Origin of the sequence: Pseudomonas sp. JZ134 (assembly GCF_051027695.1) — a bacterium.
Taxonomy (GTDB): domain Bacteria; phylum Pseudomonadota; class Gammaproteobacteria; order Pseudomonadales; family Pseudomonadaceae; genus Chryseomonas; species Chryseomonas luteola.
Genome location: NZ_CP069250.1, coordinates 3,645,776 through 3,666,089 on the forward strand (window position 1 = coordinate 3,645,776; position 20,314 = coordinate 3,666,089).

Annotated in this window: 19 protein-coding genes; 4 read left to right on the forward strand and 15 right to left on the reverse strand. The window is 55.1% G+C overall.

Going from position 1 to position 20,314, the window contains the following annotated elements:
- Positions 1-300 precede the first annotated feature (300 nt).
- The 6 genes from msrQ to JQR86_RS16950 form a co-directional block, all read right to left on the reverse strand.
- Entirely contained in the window at positions 301-918 is a 618-nt protein-coding gene (gene msrQ, locus JQR86_RS16925; protein ID WP_434153942.1) for a protein-methionine-sulfoxide reductase heme-binding subunit MsrQ, read from the reverse strand.
- The gene (gene msrP, locus JQR86_RS16930) at positions 918-1,928 is read right to left on the reverse strand and encodes a protein-methionine-sulfoxide reductase catalytic subunit MsrP (protein ID WP_286788070.1); all 1,011 of its coding nucleotides are present in this window, start codon (positions 1,926-1,928) and stop codon (positions 918-920) included. The genes msrQ and msrP overlap by 1 nt, the downstream gene beginning before the upstream one ends.
- Positions 1,929-1,991: 63 nt before the next feature.
- Positions 1,992-2,858 (reverse strand): CDP-diacylglycerol--serine O-phosphatidyltransferase, encoded by an 867-nt coding sequence (gene pssA, locus JQR86_RS16935; RefSeq protein WP_074829418.1) that lies wholly within the window; start codon positions 2,856-2,858, stop codon positions 1,992-1,994.
- Positions 2,859-3,026: 168 nt separating this feature from the next.
- A complete protein-coding gene (gene ilvC, locus JQR86_RS16940) occupies positions 3,027-4,043 on the reverse strand; it encodes a ketol-acid reductoisomerase (protein WP_010796850.1) in 1,017 nt (338 codons plus the stop codon).
- 39 nt (positions 4,044-4,082) lie between these two features.
- A complete protein-coding gene (gene ilvN, locus JQR86_RS16945) occupies positions 4,083-4,574 on the reverse strand; it encodes an acetolactate synthase small subunit (RefSeq protein ID WP_010796849.1) in 492 nt (163 codons plus the stop codon).
- 2 nt (positions 4,575-4,576) lie between these two features.
- A complete protein-coding gene (locus tag JQR86_RS16950; protein WP_434153944.1) occupies positions 4,577-6,304 on the reverse strand; it encodes an acetolactate synthase 3 large subunit in 1,728 nt (575 codons plus the stop codon).
- 387 nt (positions 6,305-6,691) lie between these two features.
- On the opposite strand from JQR86_RS16950, the gene JQR86_RS16955 reads away from it, so the two are divergent.
- Entirely contained in the window at positions 6,692-7,141 is a 450-nt protein-coding gene (locus JQR86_RS16955) for a DUF4124 domain-containing protein (protein ID WP_125888593.1), read from the forward strand.
- A gap of 3 nt (positions 7,142-7,144) precedes the next feature.
- Here the strand turns inward: JQR86_RS16955 and JQR86_RS16960 are convergent, their stop codons facing one another.
- From JQR86_RS16960 to mrcB, 3 genes are read right to left on the reverse strand one after another with little or no spacing between them, the layout of a single operon-like run.
- Positions 7,145-7,471 carry a YqcC family protein gene (locus tag JQR86_RS16960; protein WP_010796845.1) on the reverse strand — a complete coding sequence of 109 codons (327 nt, stop codon included), beginning with the start codon at positions 7,469-7,471 and terminating at the stop codon, positions 7,145-7,147.
- Positions 7,471-8,211, reverse strand: coding sequence for a tetratricopeptide repeat protein (locus tag JQR86_RS16965; protein WP_407362773.1), 741 nt, complete (start codon positions 8,209-8,211; stop codon positions 7,471-7,473). Before JQR86_RS16965 ends, JQR86_RS16960 begins: the two co-directional genes overlap by 1 nt.
- A gap of 11 nt (positions 8,212-8,222) precedes the next feature.
- Positions 8,223-10,544, reverse strand: a complete 2,322-nt coding sequence (gene mrcB, locus JQR86_RS16970; protein WP_407362772.1) for a penicillin-binding protein 1B — start codon at positions 10,542-10,544, stop codon at positions 8,223-8,225.
- A gap of 117 nt (positions 10,545-10,661) precedes the next feature.
- Between mrcB and JQR86_RS16975 the strand changes: the two genes are divergently transcribed.
- The 3 genes from JQR86_RS16975 to JQR86_RS16985 all read left to right on the forward strand — a co-directional run bounded on the left by JQR86_RS16975 (position 10,662) and on the right by JQR86_RS16985 (position 13,479).
- Positions 10,662-12,203 carry an AAA family ATPase gene (locus tag JQR86_RS16975; protein ID WP_434153946.1) on the forward strand — a complete coding sequence of 514 codons (1,542 nt, stop codon included), beginning with the start codon at positions 10,662-10,664 and terminating at the stop codon, positions 12,201-12,203.
- 115 nt (positions 12,204-12,318) lie between these two features.
- Positions 12,319-12,606: a TfoX/Sxy family protein gene (locus tag JQR86_RS16980; protein WP_010796841.1), complete on the forward strand. Its 288-nt coding sequence runs from the start codon at positions 12,319-12,321 to the stop codon at positions 12,604-12,606.
- A 75-nt stretch (positions 12,607-12,681) separates the two neighbouring features.
- Positions 12,682-13,479, forward strand: coding sequence for a Crp/Fnr family transcriptional regulator (locus tag JQR86_RS16985; RefSeq protein ID WP_150348146.1), 798 nt, complete (start codon positions 12,682-12,684; stop codon positions 13,477-13,479).
- 236 nt (positions 13,480-13,715) lie between these two features.
- Here JQR86_RS16985 and deoA read toward each other — a convergent pair whose 3' ends face one another.
- From deoA to JQR86_RS17015, 6 genes are all read right to left on the reverse strand, one after another.
- Entirely contained in the window at positions 13,716-15,023 is a 1,308-nt protein-coding gene (deoA, locus tag JQR86_RS16990) for a thymidine phosphorylase (protein WP_434153947.1), read from the reverse strand.
- 69 nt (positions 15,024-15,092) lie between these two features.
- Positions 15,093-16,358: a NupC/NupG family nucleoside CNT transporter gene (locus JQR86_RS16995; RefSeq protein ID WP_125888598.1), complete on the reverse strand. Its 1,266-nt coding sequence runs from the start codon at positions 16,356-16,358 to the stop codon at positions 15,093-15,095.
- A 66-nt stretch (positions 16,359-16,424) separates the two neighbouring features.
- Positions 16,425-16,838, reverse strand: coding sequence for a cytidine deaminase (locus tag JQR86_RS17000; protein WP_074829428.1), 414 nt, complete (start codon positions 16,836-16,838; stop codon positions 16,425-16,427).
- 58 nt (positions 16,839-16,896) lie between these two features.
- A complete protein-coding gene (locus JQR86_RS17005) occupies positions 16,897-17,835 on the reverse strand; it encodes a nucleoside-specific channel-forming protein Tsx (protein WP_434154942.1) in 939 nt (312 codons plus the stop codon).
- A 367-nt stretch (positions 17,836-18,202) separates the two neighbouring features.
- Positions 18,203-18,910, reverse strand: a complete 708-nt coding sequence (gene sfsA, locus JQR86_RS17010; protein WP_434153948.1) for a DNA/RNA nuclease SfsA — start codon at positions 18,908-18,910, stop codon at positions 18,203-18,205.
- Between the two features lie 21 nt (positions 18,911-18,931).
- On the reverse strand, positions 18,932-20,104 hold the full coding sequence (locus tag JQR86_RS17015; protein ID WP_434153949.1) for a pyridoxal phosphate-dependent aminotransferase: 1,173 nt from the start codon (positions 20,102-20,104) through the stop codon (positions 18,932-18,934).
- Between the last annotated feature and the right edge of the window lie 210 nt (positions 20,105-20,314).

Here is a 20,314-nt window from a genome sequence, read left to right on the forward strand (position 1 = left end):
GACCTTGTCTCAACCGAGGCGCGCATTCTACGCTAACCTCTTGTCCTGTCAAGCTTTTTGTTCAACCGGTCTAACCTGCTGAACTGCTTGCCGGACCTGCCGGATCAGGAAACCTGTTCTGGCAGCGGGAGGCGTATTCTACACAAACCCAGGGGCTTGTCAACTACCGCTTCCCTCTTCCCGCTTCTGCCAGACCGGAGGCCTGACCTTAACTAAACAGCTAAGCCATTGATCTAAAAGGCTTTTTGCCGTTCCGTTGCAGCGGAAGTGGGGCGCATTATAGGCCCCTCCGCTCACAGGTCAAGCTTTATTTTGGCCGGACTGAAAAATCTTCTTTTGTCTTAGCTGAGTGGCGATGAATGGTAAGCGAAGCACAAGCAGCAGGCCTCCTATCGAGGCGTATATCAGCCACTCGCGGATATCCGAGCGAGTTATCCAGAACATGTGCAGCAAGGCCATAACCAATGCTATATAAATGAGGCGATGCAGCCGCTTCCACTGCTTGCCTAATTTACGCATGCTGTAACGGTTCGAGGTCAGAGCTAGAGGAAGCAGCCCCAGCACGGCAATGAACCCTACAATCACATAGGGACGCTTCTGCAATTCAATACCCAAGCGGGAAAAATCCCAGCCTAATACAAAGGCCAGGTAAGAGCAGAAATGAAGCGCTGCATAGGTGAATGTCCACAAGCCTAACTGGCGGCGAACCAATGCCCATCCTTTCCAGCTCGTCATTTTCTGCAAGGGCGTCAAGCTGAGCGTTATCAGTAAGAGTACTAGCGCCCCCAGGCCAAGCCTATCAATGATTACTTTACCAAGGTCAGGACCCAAGGCAGAACTCCATGCCTCGTACAGCCAAACACCAAGCACCGAAAACGCACTGATAAAAACGACCAATCGCCATACTTGCAACATCATTAATACTGCGTCCTTAGGTCCATTCCGGCGTATAGGCCAGCAACCTCCTCTGCATAACCGTTAAACATCTGTGTTTCTTTAATATTAGGACTAAATAGACCGCTAGGAAGCCGTCGCTCTTTAGCCTGACTCCAACGGGGATGATCGACCTGCGGATTGACGTTGGCATAAAAGCCATACTCATTTGGCGCCATGCTTTGCCAGGTTGTCTGCGGTTGATCACTCACCAAGCTGATGCGAACAATCGACTTGATACTTTTGAATCCATACTTCCACGGCACAACTAATCTAATGGGTGCGCCGTTCTGATTAGGCAGTACTCGCCCATACATGCCTACCGCCAATATAGCCAATGGATGCATGGCTTCATCCATACGCAGACCTTCTCGATAAGGCCAATCCAGTAGAGAGAAACTGGAACGCTGCCCTGGCATATGCTGGGGATCATTCAATGTTTCAAAACGAACGTACTTGGCATTAGCTGTTGGCTGGAACTGTTTAATGACATCTGCCAGTGGAATACCCAGCCACGGGATAACCATGGACCAGGCTTCGACACAACGCAGGCGGTATATCCTTTCTTCCAACTGCTGAGGCCGGATAATGTCCTCCAGCGAGTAGGTACCTGGCTTACCAACCTCTCCGTCTACCTTGACTGTCCAAGGCTCGATCACCATCTGCCCTGCATTGGCATAGGGATCCCCTTTATCAGGGCCGAACTCATAAAAGTTATTGTATTGCGTGGCGTCTTTGAAAGGCGTTATAGACTCACCTTTTACATCTACCGCTTTCCAATGAATAGCAGACTGTTTCTCGGCAAACCAATCAGGCGCTTTGCCTGGTTCCACATCTGAATAAACAGATCCGTCAGCAAGCGCCCAGCCGGGCAGCATCGTAGCAGTGACAGCAGCACTGGCTGCACCCATGAACTGACGGCGAGACAAATAGATATTTTCTGGAGTGATTTCAGATGGCTTGCAGGCAGAACGCGGAGGGACGTTGATCAGCATGGCAATCTCCACAGCGACTACTGTCGATACGTAGTCTCACTGTGGAGATAATCAGGAAATTAATCAATGCATGCGGTCGCGATGATGGCGGAAGCGCATTAATGCCTTGACGGGACCTGACACAGCATAAGCAAGGAAACCCAGCAGTAGGACACGTGGCGGATCAGTAAAGATAATGGCGAAGATCAGGACAGCGATGAGGATGCCCACGAACGGAACACGCCCTTTCATATCCAGGGTCTTGAAGCTCCAGTACTTAAAATTACTAACCATGAGCATTCCTGCAGCAGCAACCATGAACGCGACTAGGAATGAGAGTTTGGAACCCTGAATACCAAAGTCGCTAAAGCACCATACTGTTCCGGCAACTAGCGCAGCGGCGGACGGACTGGCCAATCCAATGAAGTAACGCTTATCGACGGAGCCGATCTGAGTGTTGAAACGCGCCAGTCGAAGTGCTGCACCTGCCACATAGATAAAGGCTACAGCCCAACCTACATTGCCTAAACTGATCAGAGCCCATTCAAATGCAAGAATGGCCGGCGCCACACCAAAGGCCACCATGTCGGACAGCGAATCGTACTGTTCCCCAAAAGCACTCTGGGTATTGGTCAAGCGTGCAACACGACCATCCAATCCATCAAGGATCATGGCGATAAAAATGGCTGCCGCTGCTGCTGCAAACCCTACAGCAGCCTCTTCCGACTGCCCTTGGATAAACGCAGTCTGTGCCGCAATGGACTTGATGATTGAATAAAGTCCCGCAAAAAGCGCGGCTGTCGTGAAGAGGTTAGGAAGTAAATAGACGCCTCGACGGCGAATCTTTCGTCCCTGGGCATCGTGTGTTTCTTCGAAATGCTCATCGACGGGAATAATGCTTTCAGTGCTTGAGGAAGCTGTTTCGTTAGCTTCGTCGGGACGCTCGCTCATGAAAATTCCTTGCATAGGACTTGAAGTCTTGGATGATCCCCTCCTCTCAGGGTTCATCCTTAACACGTTACAGCTTTTATATCAGAAGACGAGCTGAAACGAAAAAACGCGGCCGTGGCCGCGTTTTTCCGAAACTGAGATCAACAGGACCTTTAATGGCCCTAATGATTAGTTTTTGCTCTTGTCGACGATCTTGTTAGCAGCAATCCAAGGCATCATGGCGCGCAGTTTTTCACCGATCTGCTCGATACCGTGCGCCGCATTATTGCGACGATATGCCGTCATGGATGGGTAGTTGCTTGCGCCTTCGCTGATAAACATCTTGGCATATTCGCCATCCTGAATACGCTTGAGCGCATTGCGCATAGCTTGGCGAGATTCGGCGTTGATAATTTCAGGACCTGTCACGTACTCGCCATACTCCGCATTGTTGGAGATGGAGTAGTTCATGTTGGCGATACCGCCTTCATACATAAGATCCACGATCAGCTTCAGCTCGTGCAGGCATTCGAAGTAGGCCATCTCAGGAGCGTAGCCCGCTTCAACCAGTGTTTCGAAACCTGCTTTAACCAACTCAACGGTACCACCGCACAGGACAGCCTGCTCACCGAACAGGTCGGTCTCGGTCTCGTCCTTGAATGTGGTTTCGATGATACCGGTACGGCCACCACCCACGCCGCAAGCGTAGGACAGCGCTACGTTCTTGGCATTGCCGGAGGCATCTTGGTAAACGGCGATCAGGTCAGGAATACCGCCGCCCTTGACGAACTCGGAGCGAACAGTATGACCCGGGGCCTTGGGTGCAATCATAATGACGTCCAGATCCGCACGCGGCACAACCTGGTTGTAATGGATTGCAAAGCCGTGAGCGAACGCCAGGGTCGCGCCTTGCTTCAGGTTAGGTTCGATTTCATTCTTGTACAGCTGAGCCTGAAATTCGTCAGGCGTCAGAATCATGATGACATCGGAAGAGCTAACGGCTTCTGGAACGCTTTTGACAGCCAGTCCAGCCGCTTCGGCCTTCTTGGCAGAGGCAGAGCCCGGGCGCAGCGCGACGACAACGTCTACACCTGAGTCTTTCAGGTTGTTTGCATGAGCGTGGCCCTGAGAGCCATAGCCGATAATGGCGACTTTCTTGCCCTGAATGATGGAAAGATCACAATCTTTATCGTAATAAACGCGCATGAAATTCTCCTTAGAATTAGCCGCGTGGCTTTATCAAATTTAAATGCTCAGAGCCTTGTCGCCACGGGAAATCCCTGTGACACCACTGCGTACGACTTCTAGAATAGACGTCGTACCGATCGCCTGGATAAAGCTGTCGAGTTTTTCACTCGTGCCCGCCAGCTGAATCGTATAGACGCTACTCGTTACATCCACTATCTGTCCACGGAAGATATCCGTGGTGCGTTTGACTTCATCGCGCTGAGCTCCGGTCGCCTTGACCTTGATCAGCAAAAGCTCACGCTCAATGTGGGAGCCTTCGGACAGATTCACCAGCTTTACAACCTCGATCAGCTTATTGAGGTTCTTGGTAATCTGCTCGATGGTTTCATCGTGCCCTACGGTTGTCAGTGTCAGACGCGAAAGCGTTGGGTCTTCTGTCGGAGCAACGGTCAGGCTTTCGATGTTGTAGTTGCGCTGCGAGAACAGGCCGACCACACGGGACAATGCGCCTGGCTCGTTTTCTAGCAGAAGGGAAATGATGTGCCGCATGATTAAGTCCGCTCCGTCTTGCTCAGCCACATTTCGCGCATCGATCCATCTTTAATCTGCATCGGATAGACGTGCTCGCTGGTGTCGACCTGAATATCCAGGAAGACCAGACGATCCTTCATGGCAAAGGCCTCTTCCATCATGGGCTTGAGATCAGCCAGACGCGTGATGCGCATACCGGCATGCCCGTATGCCTCAGCCACTTTGACGAAGTCAGGGAGCGATTCCATATAGGAATGCGAGTAACGGCTGTTGTACTGCATGTCTTGCCACTGGCGAACCATGCCCAGGGCCTGGTTGTTCAGCGTAATGATCTTGACAGGAAGGTCATACTGCAGACAGGTGGACAGCTCCTGAATATTCATCTGGATACTGCCCTCGCCGGTTACACAAGCGACGTCGACGTCAGGGAAGTTCAGCTTGACGCCCATGGCCGCCGGCAGGCCGAACCCCATGGTGCCCAGACCACCGGAGTTGATCCAGCGGTTTGGCTTGTTATACAGATAGTACTGTGCAGCGAACATCTGATGCTGACCTACGTCAGAAGTGATGAACGCATCTCCGTGGGTTACTTCGTAAAGCGTCTCAATCACTGTCTGCGGCTTGATGATGCTTCCATCACCCTTGTCATAGGGAAACAGGCCGCCCTGCGAACTGCGCCATTCCTCAATCTGCTTCCACCAATTGGCTTGAGCTTCTGCTGCTGGCTTTTCGCCAATTTCCTTGAGGATGGCAACCATTTCCGTCAGAACGCTATCTACAGGTCCAACAATCGGAACATCCGCCTTGATCATCTTGGAGATGGAGGCCGGATCGATATCGACGTGAATAATCTTCGCATTGGGGCAGAAACGCTTGGCGCCATTGATGACGCGATCATCGAAGCGAGCACCTACCGCCAGGATGACGTCGCTATGGTGCATTGCCAGGTTGGCCGTGTAACTGCCGTGCATACCTAGCATACCCAGGAACTGACGATCACTGCCTGGAAAACCACCCAGCCCCATCAACGTATTGGTAACGGGTAGGTTGAGCATCTTGGCAAGCTCGGTCAGCTGGGCTGCACCGTTCCCCATGATGACGCCGCCGCCGGAATACAGAATGGGTCGTTTGGCCGCCAACAGCATTTCAGCGGCTTTGCGAATCTGTCCGGAATGACCACGAACAGCCGGGTTATAGGAACGCAGCTTGACCTTCTTGGGATAAACGTATTCAAACTTCTCCGTGGGGCTGGTCATATCTTTAGGGATATCGACCACAACTGGCCCGGGACGACCCGACTCCGCCAGATAGAAGGCCTTTTTCATGACCTCTGGAATTTCAGAGGGGTGCTTGATCATGAAGCTGTGCTTAACGATAGGCCGGGAAATTCCCACCATGTCGACTTCCTGGAACGCATCGGAGCCGATCATGTTGCTGCCAACCTGCCCAGACAGGATTACCATCGGAATGGAATCCATATACGCCGTAGCGATACCTGTAATGGCGTTGGTGGCACCGGGGCCTGACGTTACCAGAACGACGCCTGCCTTTCCGGTCGCACGCGCATAGCCGTCTGCCATATGCGTGGCTGACTGCTCATGGCGAACAAGAATATGGGTTACTTCTTTTTCTTTAAAGAGGGCATCGTAGATGTGCAGCAGGGCACCACCAGGATACCCATAGATGTATTTAACGCCTTCGTCACGCAAAAAACGGACGACCATTTCAGCGCCGGATAAGAGCTCCACGTTTCACCTCTCAACGCAATACGAGCGCCCACGAGTGGGCTTTCGGGGTTCGATCGACTGCAAGGCAGAGCATGGGCGACGGTGATCGCCGACGGGACAGCTGCCAAGAAAGCCGTGTTGGAAGAGCTCTAGAGTTACCGAGTTCCTCCACCCAGCGCGAGGTAACGCGTTACGGGTATGACTGCGGCGGCGCGGGTAGGCACCTCATGGTCTGCCGAGAAGCTAGCTTTGGGCCGGCTTTCTACAGCGAACTTTGGATTCTTCGCATTCAGCCGGTGCAAGTCAAGCCGTCTATGCACTTAATTTATGCACAGATCGAAGTCTCATTTTTTAGAGGCAAGTTTCGCTATAGTAGAGCGCTCTAACCCTTACGCTAAAGGATTCAACATGTGGCGTACGTTTTTAGCCATTAGCAGTGCCTTTGTCTTGATGGGCTCCGTTCACGCCGCTCAGGTCTACAAGTGGGTCGATGCCCAAGGCGTCACCCACTTCAGCGCGCAACCGCCTGCTGACCGCAGTGCAGATGAAATGAAGGTAAAACCGGCACCCAGTCTTTCAGGCCAGGCCAACACACCGGGAGCCGGGAATGGTACGGGCGACGCCGTGAACAATGCAGAACAGCGCTCTATCGAGCAGAAGGTTCAGCAAGACGTCAGAGAACAAGAAAAGAAGCGTGAGGAGTACTGCAAGGCTGCGCGAACCAACCTGGCACAGCTGCGCAGTAATCCTCGGGTCATGGTCGAAGAAGGTCGGGGTCAAATGAGACGGCTCACCGAGGAAGAACGCCAGCAGCGTATCAGCGAAGCCGAATTCTCGATCAATCAGAACTGCAATTAAGCCTTAGCGATGTTCGATCAGACGATCGAACTCGCCCAGCGCCTCCAAAAGCGTTGCCACGTTGCGCATGTCGTTTTGATAGACCACTTCCGCCATAGGGCGGATGCCTGAGCGTCCAGGCAACCCGCTGTCCGACTCAATGATGACCTTCATCCGTGGTAGAAAAATCCACTGAAGCCATTGCGCAAAGCTCAACGTGTCTACACAGAACGGCTCTTGGCTGGCCAGGTCCTGATCGCTGGGCGGCACGCTTTCCCACCACCCCAGCACACGCAACTCTCGCTCGATCAGAAGCAATTGCTCCGCCAGATCAGACAGGCGAGCATCCATCAGGCACCCACCTTGGCACGCTGACGTGCTGTAGCCGCACCCGCGGCATCGCCTTGGCGTTCGCGCGATTGAGCGATTAATTCCCACAGACTGGCTTGCAGGGCAGGACGGCCATTGGCATACGTCAGTCCACGTCGAGCCAGCTGCTCAGCCTGCGCGGCATCGCCTTGGGCCAGGCGGACTTCGGCCAGCCGATATAGCACTTGCGGCTCGCGAGGCGCGATGCGCATGGCACGCTCCAGGCTTGAGGACGCTCCGTTAAGGTCGCCGCCGCCCTGCTGTTGCTGAGCCGTTGTCAGCAAGGCCAATACGGGACCATCGAGCTGCTCATCGGCCGACAGCGCACTGCTACGGCCGGAAGGAATTCCCGTAGGCGCGCTGGGTGCCGGCTGGGGCGCTGAGTAGCTGTCATACCCCTGAGCAGCTGGCGCACCGGTAGAGGGTCCCACCGTTATAGGCCCCGTCGAAATAGGCGCTGTAGCCGGAGCTGCCGCAAAGGTCTGGATGGGCGCCGGATTATCACCGGGCACCATCACCGTTACACCGCCATCCTGCTGCTGTGGCGCCTGGGCAGCCATAGGCGGCGGTGAATTAGTCGGCATGCGACCGCCACTACGAGCCAGCTCCTGATTGGAAACAGGCGTGCTTGAGTCCACAACCGGAATAGCACCTTGCTGTGGCGTGGCACAACCTGCCAGAACTACCGTAGCGGCCAGTGCCGCCCATACCGCTTTAGTCACGTTCTACCCTCTTAATTCAACCAACCGCGGACCCAGTCCATGACAGAGTCGGAAGGATTCTGTCCACCACATGCCGGCCCAGGGGGCGGCTCACTTCCCTGAATATAGGGCATTTGGACCGCGCCGGGGCAATTTGGATCGGTCCCCTGCCCTGTGGCCGGATTAACCCATGCCTGAACAACATTATCGGGCAGCGGAAGGTCCAGCGAGGTTGGCTTGGCACGCTTCATGAACCCGGTCCATACCTGCAGGGCTCCTGTCGCGCCGGTCAATGGCGTCTTGCCATTGTCATCACGACCCAGCCAGACTACGGCAAGCAAGTCCTGACTGAAGCCCGAGAACCAACTGTCTCGTGAATCGTTGGTCGTACCGGTCTTGCCCGCCAGATTCAAGGATGAAGGCAGCTGGTTATAGACCGAGCGAGCTGTGCCCTCGCGCACGACACGCTGCATCGCGTATTGGGTCAGGTAAATAGCCCCCGGATCGAAACGCTGCTGAATCTGGAACGGATAACGCTTGAGCGGCTCACCGTCAGATGCCAGAACGCTACGAATGCTACGCAGCGGTGTATTGAACCCACCATTGGCCAGCGTCTGATACATGGTGGCGACTTCCATGGGAGTTAACGCACCAGCACCCAGAAGCGTTGAAGGATAAGGCGGCAACGAGCGACTCACCCCCAGACGCTCGATGGTCTTGAGCACCTCAGGCACGCCCAGATCCAGGCCCAGCCGGGCAGTAGACAGGTTGTAGGAGTGAGCTAGTCCCTGATACAAGAAAATCGTTCCGTGGGAATCACGTTCGTAATTCTGCGGACGCCAAACCTGACCATCACCTGTCTTAACGGAGAACGGCTCGTCCTTGATGAACGTGGTCAGGGTGTACTGACTCGGCCTTTCCAGTGCTGTCAGGTATACCGCAGGCTTGATGATGGAGCCGACCTGCCGAACTGCATCCAGTGCCCGGTTATAGCCGGCAAAGCGAGGATCACGCCCGCCCAGCAATGCCTGAACTTCACCGGTTTCAGGGTTGGTGACCACCATGGCCGCCTCAATGCCTTCCACACCCTTGCGGCCGTCGAGGCGCTTCAAGGCCTCGGCCATGGAGGTTTCGGCCTTGAGCTGAAGAATTGGATCGAAGCTGGTGAAAATACGCAACCCTTCACCAGTCAAATCCTCTTCCCGGTAGTCTTGTTGGAGCTGACGCTTAACCAGATCGATGAAGGCGGGATAGGAGCTGTTTGTCAGCGAGCCTGCCTTGCTGATCCCCAAGGGCCGCTGCTTGGCCGCTTCCGCATCTTCCTTTGTAACCGCACCCTGTTCGGCCATCAGGTCGATGACCAGATTACGACGAGCCAGGGCACGCTCCGGATAACGCCGCGGATTGTAGTAGGAAGGTCCTTTTACCATTCCTACCAGCAGAGCGACCTGGTGCAGTTTGAGCTCGGACAACGGTTGGCTAAAGAAATACTGACTGGCCAAACCGAAACCATGAATGGCGCGGGTGCCATCCTGCCCCAGGAAAACCTCATTGAGGTAGGCCTGAAGGATTTCGTTCTTGTCGTAATGCAGCTCCAGCAATACCGCCATCAGGGCTTCGGTAAGCTTACGCGTCAGACTGCGCTCACTGGTGAGGTAGAAGTTCTTGACCAACTGTTGGGTCAGTGTACTGCCACCCTGACGCAACTGCCCTGTAGTAACGTTGATCCAGGCGGCTCGCCCAATCGACTTCAGCGAAACGCCATGGTGATCCCAGAACTCACGGTCCTCGACCGCAACCAGTCCATTGATAAGGGCAGCCGGAACCTGATCCAGCTTAACGAGGATACGGTCTTCGTTGTGGGCAGGGTATATGCCGCCGATCAACAGAGGCTCAAGACGCGCCACGGCCAGATCCGAGCCGTCCTTGCTACTTAGCCCCGAGACAAAATCGCCAGAGAAGTTCACCTTGATCGAGCGAGGAGGTTCCTCACCCTCGTAAAACTGAAAGCCTCGGGTATCCAGCTCAACGCTGGAGCCTGCTACCGAGACGTCACCCGGCCCCTGAATGGCTTTTTCACGGCGATAGCCTAGTGCATCAAGCTCGGTCAGGAAGTCATCCTTGCTGAGCTTAAGCCCTGTAAACAGCTCAAGCGGCCGTGCATATACCTTGGCAGGAACCATCCAGCGCTTGCCGGAAAATTTCTCCTGCACGATAGCGTCGAGATAAATGGAAAATCCCGCAAGGACGACCAAGCCCACCAGGCCTAATTTAAGAGCCCAGCCGGACAAGGAGCGCCAGTTGAAGAATTGGCGGGACGGTTTTTTTGAGCGAGAGGATCGGGTGCGTTTCATGGCGGCGCATTATACGCACTTTGCTTCTAGCGGGCAGACGCCAGCCAGCGGTTTGCAGGGTCACTCACAGCAGCCATAATGGCGATCACTTTTTCATGGCTACGCTAAGGACCGCTTGTGAGTCAGACCCTGATCGCTGCGCTGCAGAACCCGGCCCTCTATCCGCACCCGGTTACCGCGTTCAATGTTATCGAGACGCATATTTCCTGGGTTGTTCTGACAGGGGAGTATGCCTACAAGATCAAGAAACCGGTGAACTTCGGCTTTCTTGACTTTACCGACCTGAAAGCCAGAGAGCATTTCTGTAGCGAGGAACTACGCCTCAACCAACGCCTGACGAAAGGACTGTATCTGGATGTCGTTCCCATTACAGGCCGTCCGGAGGCACCCCAGATAAGTGGCGAAGGTCCGGTTATTGAATATGCCATCAAGATGCGCGAGTTTCCTCAGAGTCAGCTATTAAGCGAGATTGAAAAACGCGGCGAACTCACCGAGCAGCATATTGATGCACTGGCCGAGCAGATTGCCCGTTTCCATTTGAGCGCACCGGTTGTCGATGCTTCAAACGAACTGGGGTCGCCCGATGCGGTGATGGCACCTGTGCGTCAGAACTTCGAGCAGATCCGCCCGATGCTTGAGAATGCACAAGACCTTGCCCAACTGGATCACCTGGAGGCCTGGGCAGAAGAGCATTTTGCCCGGCTGCATCCCCTGTTCGAACGGCGCAAGGCGGAGGGCTTCATTCGTGAATGCCACGGCGACATCTACCTTGCTAATGTGACCCAACTGGACGGACAGGTCGTACTCTTTGACTGTATCGAGTTCAACGAGCCTTTCCGTATGACGGATGTGATTGCCGATACCGCCTTCCTGGCGATGGACCTGGAAGACCGCAAGCACAAGACGCTGGCCCGCCGCTTCATCAATGCCTATTTCGAGATGACCGGCGATTATGACGGGCTGCATGTTCTGCCGTTCTATAAGGCTTACCGGGCCATGGTTCGGGCCAAGGTCAACCTCTTCCAGTACGGCCAGGCCTCCGATCCGGCTCAAAAGGCTGAAATCCTGGCACGCTACCGCAATTATGCGTCTCTGGCAGAAAGTTACTGCGCCATTCCGTACTGCCTGTTGGCCATTACCCACGGCGTATCCGCTGTAGGCAAAAGCAGCGCAGCGCTCAAACTGGTAGAGGCACTGGGCGCGATTCGTATTCGCTCGGATGTCGAGCGTAAGCGGTTGATTCAAGACGCTACGCCTGACGTGCTGTATAGCGCTGAGTCCGGGAAGGCAACCTATGATCGCCTGCATCACCTAGCGGCAGATATCCTTCAGGCCGGCTATCCGGTAGTACTGGATGCAACCTATCTGAAACAGGCCCAGCGCGAAGCAGCTGCTCAGGTGGCAGAAACGGCAGCCGTCCCCTTCCTGATCATCGACTGCCACGCCCCCGATACCGTGATTGCCCAGTGGCTTGCCGAGCGCCAGGCTGAAGGCCGTGATCCGTCTGATGCGACCTTGGCGGTCGTCCAGGTTCAGCAGCAAGGCCGTGAAGCACTGACAGAGCAGGAATTGATCCGAACACGGCATGTTGACATGACCGATCCGACCAACCTGGATGCGCTCGTCAAGGCCATGCAAGACAAGCTACCGGTCAACTAACTGCAGGCTCCACACATCGTTTCCTCCTCCAGCGCCCGGAGAGACCGCTACACTGAAGAGGTACTCAGGCGAGTGCATTCAGTGAGCACTAGGCAAAACGGGCCTGGAGGGCACGATGAGTAATGACTTACTGTTGTTGAAGAATCTCGGCAAGACGTCAGTACTTTGGTTACATGCGGTAGGTATCCGTACGGTAGACGAGTTGCGCAATCGGGGCTCGGCGGGAGCTTACATGGCGGTATGTGCACGCGGTTTTCGTACATCGAAAGTTCTGCTTTATGCCCTGGAGGGCGCTCTGCTCAACATTCACTGGAATGAACTGACACCTCAACACAAGCAGGCCCTACTCGCTCAGGCCAGAGCCTTGGCTCAGGAACACGAGATAGCTCACAAGCTCCGCTGATGAGGATTTACGCCGTCCACCGGCTTGCTTATTGTGCGAGCTATTTCACACCTCTGATATAAAGGATTCAGGGCCATGTATCTCCTTGGCGAGCAGCCTACCTATGCCGACCAGCTGATCAGCCGTCTACAGGGTATTCCGGCGCAGTTGCTCGAAGGACTTTCCCCTTCAGGCGAGCCTATTTCCGTTTACTGCCTGTATGGCTTGAGCGAGCTCGAGCCAGCCAACCATCTTTTTTTGATACAGAAAGGCATGGTGCATGCCTTAGTGGAGGGGCGTCCCCTGTTTTATTTGCAGGAAGGCGACCTGGTTGGCATGAGACAAGGGCTGGACCTTCCCGAGTGCACCTATAAAAGCGACGAGCCCGTCACGCTCATTCCCTACCGGCGCTCGGATGTGTTTCGCCATATCCACAGCAGCGAACAGCGCCAGGAGCTGCTGCTTCAATACCTTATTGGTCAAAACGCGCTGCTTTCCGATGCACTGGTGCGACTCAAGCCCCAGGAGGTACGCCCCAGCACAGGCTTCAAGCAATTTGCCATAGGCGAAGAGTTGATCCGTCAGGGGGATGAGGCTGACCACGTCTTCATTATTATCGAAGGCCACGCCGAGGCGCGGGTCAATGATCAGAAGGTAGGCGATGTGTGCAAAGACGAAATCTTTGGCGCCATGGCGGTTTTCACCCAGGAGAAACGCAGTGCGACTGTAATAGCGACAGAGCCCTGCACAGTGATGATCATTCCCAAGGATCAGTTCTTAAGCCTGATGTACAGCACGCCCCGTATCGCTCACAACCTTATTGAGAATATGGCTCGCCGCATCGATCTGCTTAACAAGGAAGTCACGCAGTTGCGCCAGCAGCTCAAATCATAAGCCTGCTTCCTATTTGAGAATAAGAAATATTCTCGAATAGCTTGACACAGAAATGAGAATAGCTATTATTTGAATCAGCTGGTCGCGAGACTGGCTCTGATAACTGAGAGACTAGCAGGTCGGCCTTTCAGGTTATCTCCTCATCAGGCTAATCACGGTTTCGACCCGGCTCTGCCGGGTCTTTTTTTGCCTGGAGAAAAGCGACTGCTCTAAGTGCGTAACTGGTTATCCAGCCTTCAGATGTACTCGTGAATCAGTCTGCCGGGCACAGGGCTCTCCATTCCCAAGCGGTAGGCACGCTTGATCGAGATAGCTGCTTCCTGGGCTTTGTCCTTATTGGCAGCATGAACCCAGCAGAGAGGTTTCTGCTCGTCTACGGCCTCGCCCACAAAAGCCAGCTCACTTAAACCAACCGACAGATCGATCTGATCGGCCGGGTGCTGACGACCGCCACCCAGGACTACAACAGCCAGGCCTACCGAACGTGTATCGATGGACACCACACGTCCCGGTCGCTCACTGAAAACAGGCATGACGACAGGCGCTTGCTGTAGATACCGCTCCGGTGCTTTGGTCAGGTTAACCGGGCCGCCCAGCGCGGCCACCATACGAGCGAAACACTCTAGGGCGGAACCGTCTCTCCAGACCCCGAGCAACTGTTCATGGGCCTGGACTGTTGTATTGGCCTGCCCTGCTAAAACCAGAGCCTGTGCAGCCAAGGCCATTGTTACCTCCCAAAGTCGCTGACTACGGATCTCGCCTTTGAGAAGCGCGATAGCCTCAGCCACTTCCAGGGAGTTTCCCGCACTGCGTGCCAGCGGCTGGTTCATATCGGTAACCAATGCCCGCGTTTTGACACCTGCCCCGTTGGCTACCGCGACAATGCTCTGTGCCAGCGCTTGCGCCTGGCTAGTCTCTGCCATGAAGGCACCGTTACCCATCTTGACGTCCATGACCAGAACATCCAGTCCTGCCGCCAGCTTCTTGGCTAGGATCGACCCGGTAATAAGATCAATGGACTCAACCGTACCGGTCACATCGCGAATGGCATAAAGCCGTTTATCCGCCGGTGCCAAGTCAGCGGTCTGCCCAATGATGGCGCAGCCCACTTCAGCTACGACTCGCCTCAACTGCTCAGGCGATGGCTGGCAGTTATAACCGGGAATACTGTCCAGCTTGTCCAGCGTACCGCCGGTATGGCCCAAGCCGCGACCTGAGATCATCGGTACGTAACAGCCACAAGCTGCCAGCAGTGGCGCAAGAACGAGGCTTACCACATCACCCACACCGCCGGTGGAGTGCTTGTCGACTACAGGACCGGGCAGGCTCCAGGAGAGCGTTTGTCCCGAATCGCGTATGGCAGTCGTAAGGGAAATGCGTTCATCGACTGTCATGCCTTTGAGAAAAACAGCCATGGCGAACGCCGCGATCTGGCCTTCGCTGAGGGTTCCGTCCGTTATTCCTGCAACGAAACGCTTGATATCCGAGCGCTCCAGTACCAAGCCGTCACGCTTGCGACGAATCACTTCCTGAGCCAACCACATCCTGACAGTCCTCCGGGCTAATCCACCATCACGAGGTAGGCGCAGCCGATAGCTGCCGCGCCGCCTGGTTCATATCGAGATGAAAAATCCCACAATCGCGGCGCTCATGAAGTTGGAGAGCGTCCCGCCAATCATGGCGCGCAGTCCAAGCCGTGCCAGCTCAGAGCGGCGTTGCGGAGCAATGGAACTCAAGCCACCCAATTGAATGGCAATGGATGCCAAGTTGGCGAAGCCGCACAAAGCAAAAGTCACAATGATTTGTGTATGGGTAGACAAGACCTGCACGCCTGCAGCAGCCGCCTTGGCAGGATCCATATAGTTGGCAAGATCCACATAGGCCACGAACTCATTCAGAACGATTTTCTGGCCGATGAAACCGCCTGCCTGAACCGCTTCATTCCACGGCACGCCGAGGAGAAATGCGACAGGCGCCAGCAGATAACCCAAAATCAGCTGCATCGTGATCTGCGGATAACCCAGCCAACTGCCAGCCCAGCCGAGCAATCCGTTAAGCATGGCAATGAGCGCAATGAACGACAGCAACATTGCGCCTACGGCCACGGCAAGCTTCAAACCCGCCTGAGCGCCTTCTGCGGCAGCATCAATAACGTTGGCTGGCCGATTCTCGCCCTGCCCCAGGTTACCCACGATGGCTTCGTCCCGGGTCGCCTCGGTTTCGGGCTCCATCAGCTTGGCCATAAGCAAGCCTCCCGGTGCGGCCATGAAGCTGGCAGCGATCAGATATTTAAGATCAACACCCAGCCCGGCATAGCCCAGCAATACCGATCCGGCAACGGCTGCAAACCCGCCAACCATCACTGCAAATAACTCTGACCGGGTCATATCGGCGATAAATGGCCGAACGACAAGCGGTACCTCAGACTGACCAATAAAGATGGCCGACGTTACTGCCATCGACTCAATCCGGCTGGTCCCCAGCATCAGCCTCAAGCCCCCTCCGATCAGCCGAATGATCCAACCCATGATCCCCAGGTAGTAGAGTACGGAGATAAAGCTTCCAAAGAAGACAATGACCGGCAGTACTTTGATGGCAAATACAAAGCCGCCATTGCCGAACACCTCAAACATGCGGGCACTGCTCAACCCGCCGAAGAGAAACTCGATGCCCTTGTCCGCATAGAGCTGTAGCGACGAGACGCCACTGGAGATCGATGCCAACACGGTCTGGCCCCAGGGGATATAGAGTGCAAAGGCCCCCAGCGCGACCTGAATGCCAAAGGCACAGAGAACCGTACGCGGCCGGATGGCGCGGCGATGGCTGGATAGCACGACGGCAATAGCGACGAGCACAGCCATCCCGACAAGACTGATCATGGTGTTGTCTCCGAACACAATAGGACCTCAAGCGCCGACTCGAACGCCGGCAAGCCTTCGGTGACGTTAGAAAGAATCAAAGGCGCCCGGAAGCAATTCCTTGAGTGTCCAGACCTTGGTGGCCGACGCGTCGCTACCCTGGCAGATGATCACTGCATCAGGCGCCATAAGTTCGAGCAGGACCTGACGACAGGCACCGCACGGGCTGATCAGAGGAACCTTGGGAGCATAAACGGCAATTGCCTTGAAGCTGCGTGGAGCAAATCCCTGACTGATGGCCGAAAACAATGCGCTACGCTCGGCACAGTTGGTGAGGCCGTAGGAAATATTTTCGACGTTTACGCCATGAATTACGCGCCCGTCCTCGGTCAATAGTGCAGCGCCCACTGGAAACTGAGAATACGGTGAGTAAGTTTGGTCAGCAGCCAGCTTGGCTTCTTCCAACAATTGTTCATGCTCAGTGGCGGCATGCTCGCTCATAAAGGGTCCTCGCAGATAAAAGGCCGGCACTTTAAACGTTCCAGCCTCGTTTTATGAATCAGAATTGATAACCCACGCCGAAGTAATAGCCCCAACCGTTCGAGCGAGCCCTGAAGGGGCCGTCACCAAAATTCAGTTCGGTGCCATCCTTCCATTGCCCGCCATTATGGAAATAGCGCCCCACTGCCATCAGGCGCAGGTGCGTAAAGGAATATAAAAGGACGTTGGTAGCGACGGTCGCGTTGGCGGTACGAGCAGGGCCTGCCTTGTCGTGCAGATCCGAGCCGAAGTCAACGTTGGTAAAGCCGACATATGTTAGGGACGCTCCGTTGTCGAACGTCCCCAAGGGTAGAATGTACTTTAGCTGCGCCCGGTAGCCATCCCAGGAGTTTTCATTGGCAGCGCCATAGTTTTCCCACTGACGGCGCACATACAGGTTAGCGGAGAGGTTGAGACGCGTCCCCGTCTCGATATCCGTTCCCAGGCCGCTATAAAGCGTGTTGCCCCGGTTCTCGCGGTTATGGCCGTGATCATAAATCCAGTCAAACGCAACATAGAACTCCTTGAAAGGGCCGAACCCCAGCTTGCGACCCAGCAGTTCATCGATGGATACCCGCGGCTCATGCTCCATGAACACGGGAGAGCCTTTATCCCATACACCGCTGTCGTGACTGTTACCAATCCCTAATACCTTGGGAATATCGACATAGCCATAGAGTTCGAAAGGCCCTTTACGCCCGAAATACTCATATTCGAGATAGATATCATCGATGGGATGTGGACCGAAGCTGATGTTTTTGCTACCAATCAGCGTCACGTTCTGGTTATACCAAGAGGACAGATAGGTTCCTTTCTCCGGCGGAGCGACTTCGTAGCTGAGGTCCTCGCCCTGGGCACTCTCCTCTCCTTGTGCAGGTGGCGTCGCTCCAAACACAGGCATGCCAATGCCTGCAGTCAGCGAGACACCTAACAAGACCTTTTGAGTCCGCTTGGCCATAGGTAAACAGGTGAAGAAACGAGAAATAACCGCGTACTCCAATGTTGCACTCCTTCAAAGGGTTACATCACCCGCCAGATTAGGCACAGCAGAAGGCCATAGGCTTTACCCTGTACGGAGTAACCGCATTACAAAAAGGTTACGTATTGATACGTTTATAAAGTGGGAGGAAGCGTAAGCACGGGATATGCCAAACCTGACTCGCTGAACAGGATTCAGGCAAGAGCCGCTGCCGGCCCGCATTTTCCCCATGCACACCAGAATCAGTCGGCCTCACATTACTGAATCCATTGGTCGCTGCACCGTCATGACTCATTCGTGCCCTGTGAAGGGCACAACGGCGTGGTCGTGCTCATTCCACCGAGAGTTACATCACGACCTTAAGCCGACGAGTCACCTGTATGGCTTGTGGCGTAACATCAGCACCGTAAGCCAGAATCTCGACTCCGGCCTCCAGCGCCTCGCGCAATGCACGTCCGTAGGCAGGATCGATATCACCGGCAGGACGAACCGCCTCGATACCTGTGAGATTGACGCAATACACCAGCACCGCACGCGCGCCCTCACGCGCCAGCGCCGACAATTCACGTAGATGCTTGGCTCCCCGAACCGTAACGGCGTCCGGGAAAGCTGCCACACAGTCCATATTGTAGCCGAGCGTTACGCTCTTCACCTCGACAAAAACCTCTCCTGAGGGATACGTCAAACGAAAATCCGCCCGGCTATTTTCAGCGCCATAAGCCACCTCACGACGCAACGTGCTAAAGCCGGCAAGCTCTGGAATTACCCCAGCCAATAGCGCTTCCTCCACCAACCGGTTCGCTCTGCCGGTATTGATGCAGGCGAGCCGCCCGTGAGGCGTCTCTACAAGCTCCCATGTCCCAGGAAGCTTGCGCTTGGGATCATTGGAACGGCTGAACCAGACACGAGCGCCCTCTGCCTGACAATTGAGCATCGATCCGGTATTCGGGCAATGAATCGTCAGAGTCTCGCCCGTCACCGTCTCGATATCAGCCAAAAAACGTTTATAACGCCGGATCAAAAGCCCCTCTTCCAGAGGTGGATCAAACTGCATGGACTACTTCCGCTTCGATGATCAGGGACGCCAGGTTTTGAGGCCGCGAGCAATGCGTGTGACGGCCTCCTCCAACCGCGGCAGGCTTTGGGTATAGGCAAAGCGGACATGCTGACCGGCACGGTAGCGTCCGAAGTCGAGCCCCGGAGTAAAGGCTACATGCTCGGTCTCGATAAAGTGCTGGCAAAAAGCATACGCATCACCGCCAAAGGCAGACATATCGGCGTAGAGGTAAAACGCGCCTTCCGGCTCGACCTCAACTTTAAAGCCCAGCGCCCGCAAGGCTGGCAGCAGGAAGTCGCGACGCTGCTGAAACGCTGTACGCCGGGCCTCGAAAATCTCGATCGCGTCTGGCTTGAAACAGGCCAAGGCCGCATGCTGAGCAATCGTGGGTGCGCTGATATAAAGATTTTGTGCCAGCTTCTCGAGCTCTGGAATAGCCTCCGACGGTGCGACAAGCCAGCCCAGGCGCCAGCCGGTCATTCCAAAGTATTTGGAAAAACTGTTCAGAACGAAGGCCTCGTCATCGACTTCCAACACGCTTGTCGCGTCCAACCCATAGGTCAGACCATGGTAGATCTCATCCACTACCAGATGACCGCCTCGCGTGGATAGACTCCTGGAGAGTGCCTCCAACTCATCCCTGTGCAGGACCGTTCCCGTGGGATTGGCAGGCGATGCTACTAGAGCACCTACGCTGTCTTGCGTCCAATGGGCGTCGACGAGCTCGGGCGTCAATTGGTAGCGCGTCTGCGGGCCGGCCGGTACCAACTGGGCCGCCCCTTCGATCAGGCGCAGGAAATGGCGATTACAGGGATAACCGGGATCAGCCATCAGCCAGTGCTTGCCCGGGTCGACCAGAAGCGCACTGGTTAGCAGAAGTGCGCCTGAGCCTCCGGGCGTAATCATAATGCGTTCGGGATCAATATTGACGGCATAGCGCTTGGCATAGAATTCGGCAATGGCTTCGCGCAGCTCAGGCAGACCTCGCGCAGCGGTGTAACGGGTATTACCATTCGCCAGCGCCGCCTGCCCAGCCTGGACGATGGGTTCTGCTGTCGTAAAATCCGGCTCGCCGATCTCCAGGTGAATGACATCATGCCCAGCGGCCTGTAACTGATTGGCACGAGCCAGCAGGGCCATGACATGGAAGGGCTCAATGGCACGGCTACGTGCACTAAATGATTTGGTCATGGTCTATCCGAACTTGTTAGAGAGAGGGGATTCTAACCAAGGCTATAAAGACGGCACCAATACATATAACTCGAGCAAGACCCACAAGATATGCCTTGGGGCTTGATAACAAGGACTTCAGGTAGTAGCGCCGCACCAAGGCTTCTGGTAAGTTCGCCCGCTTGCATCCGCGGGGGCCTCTTGCCCAGTAGACGTATCCAGCCTGCGGAC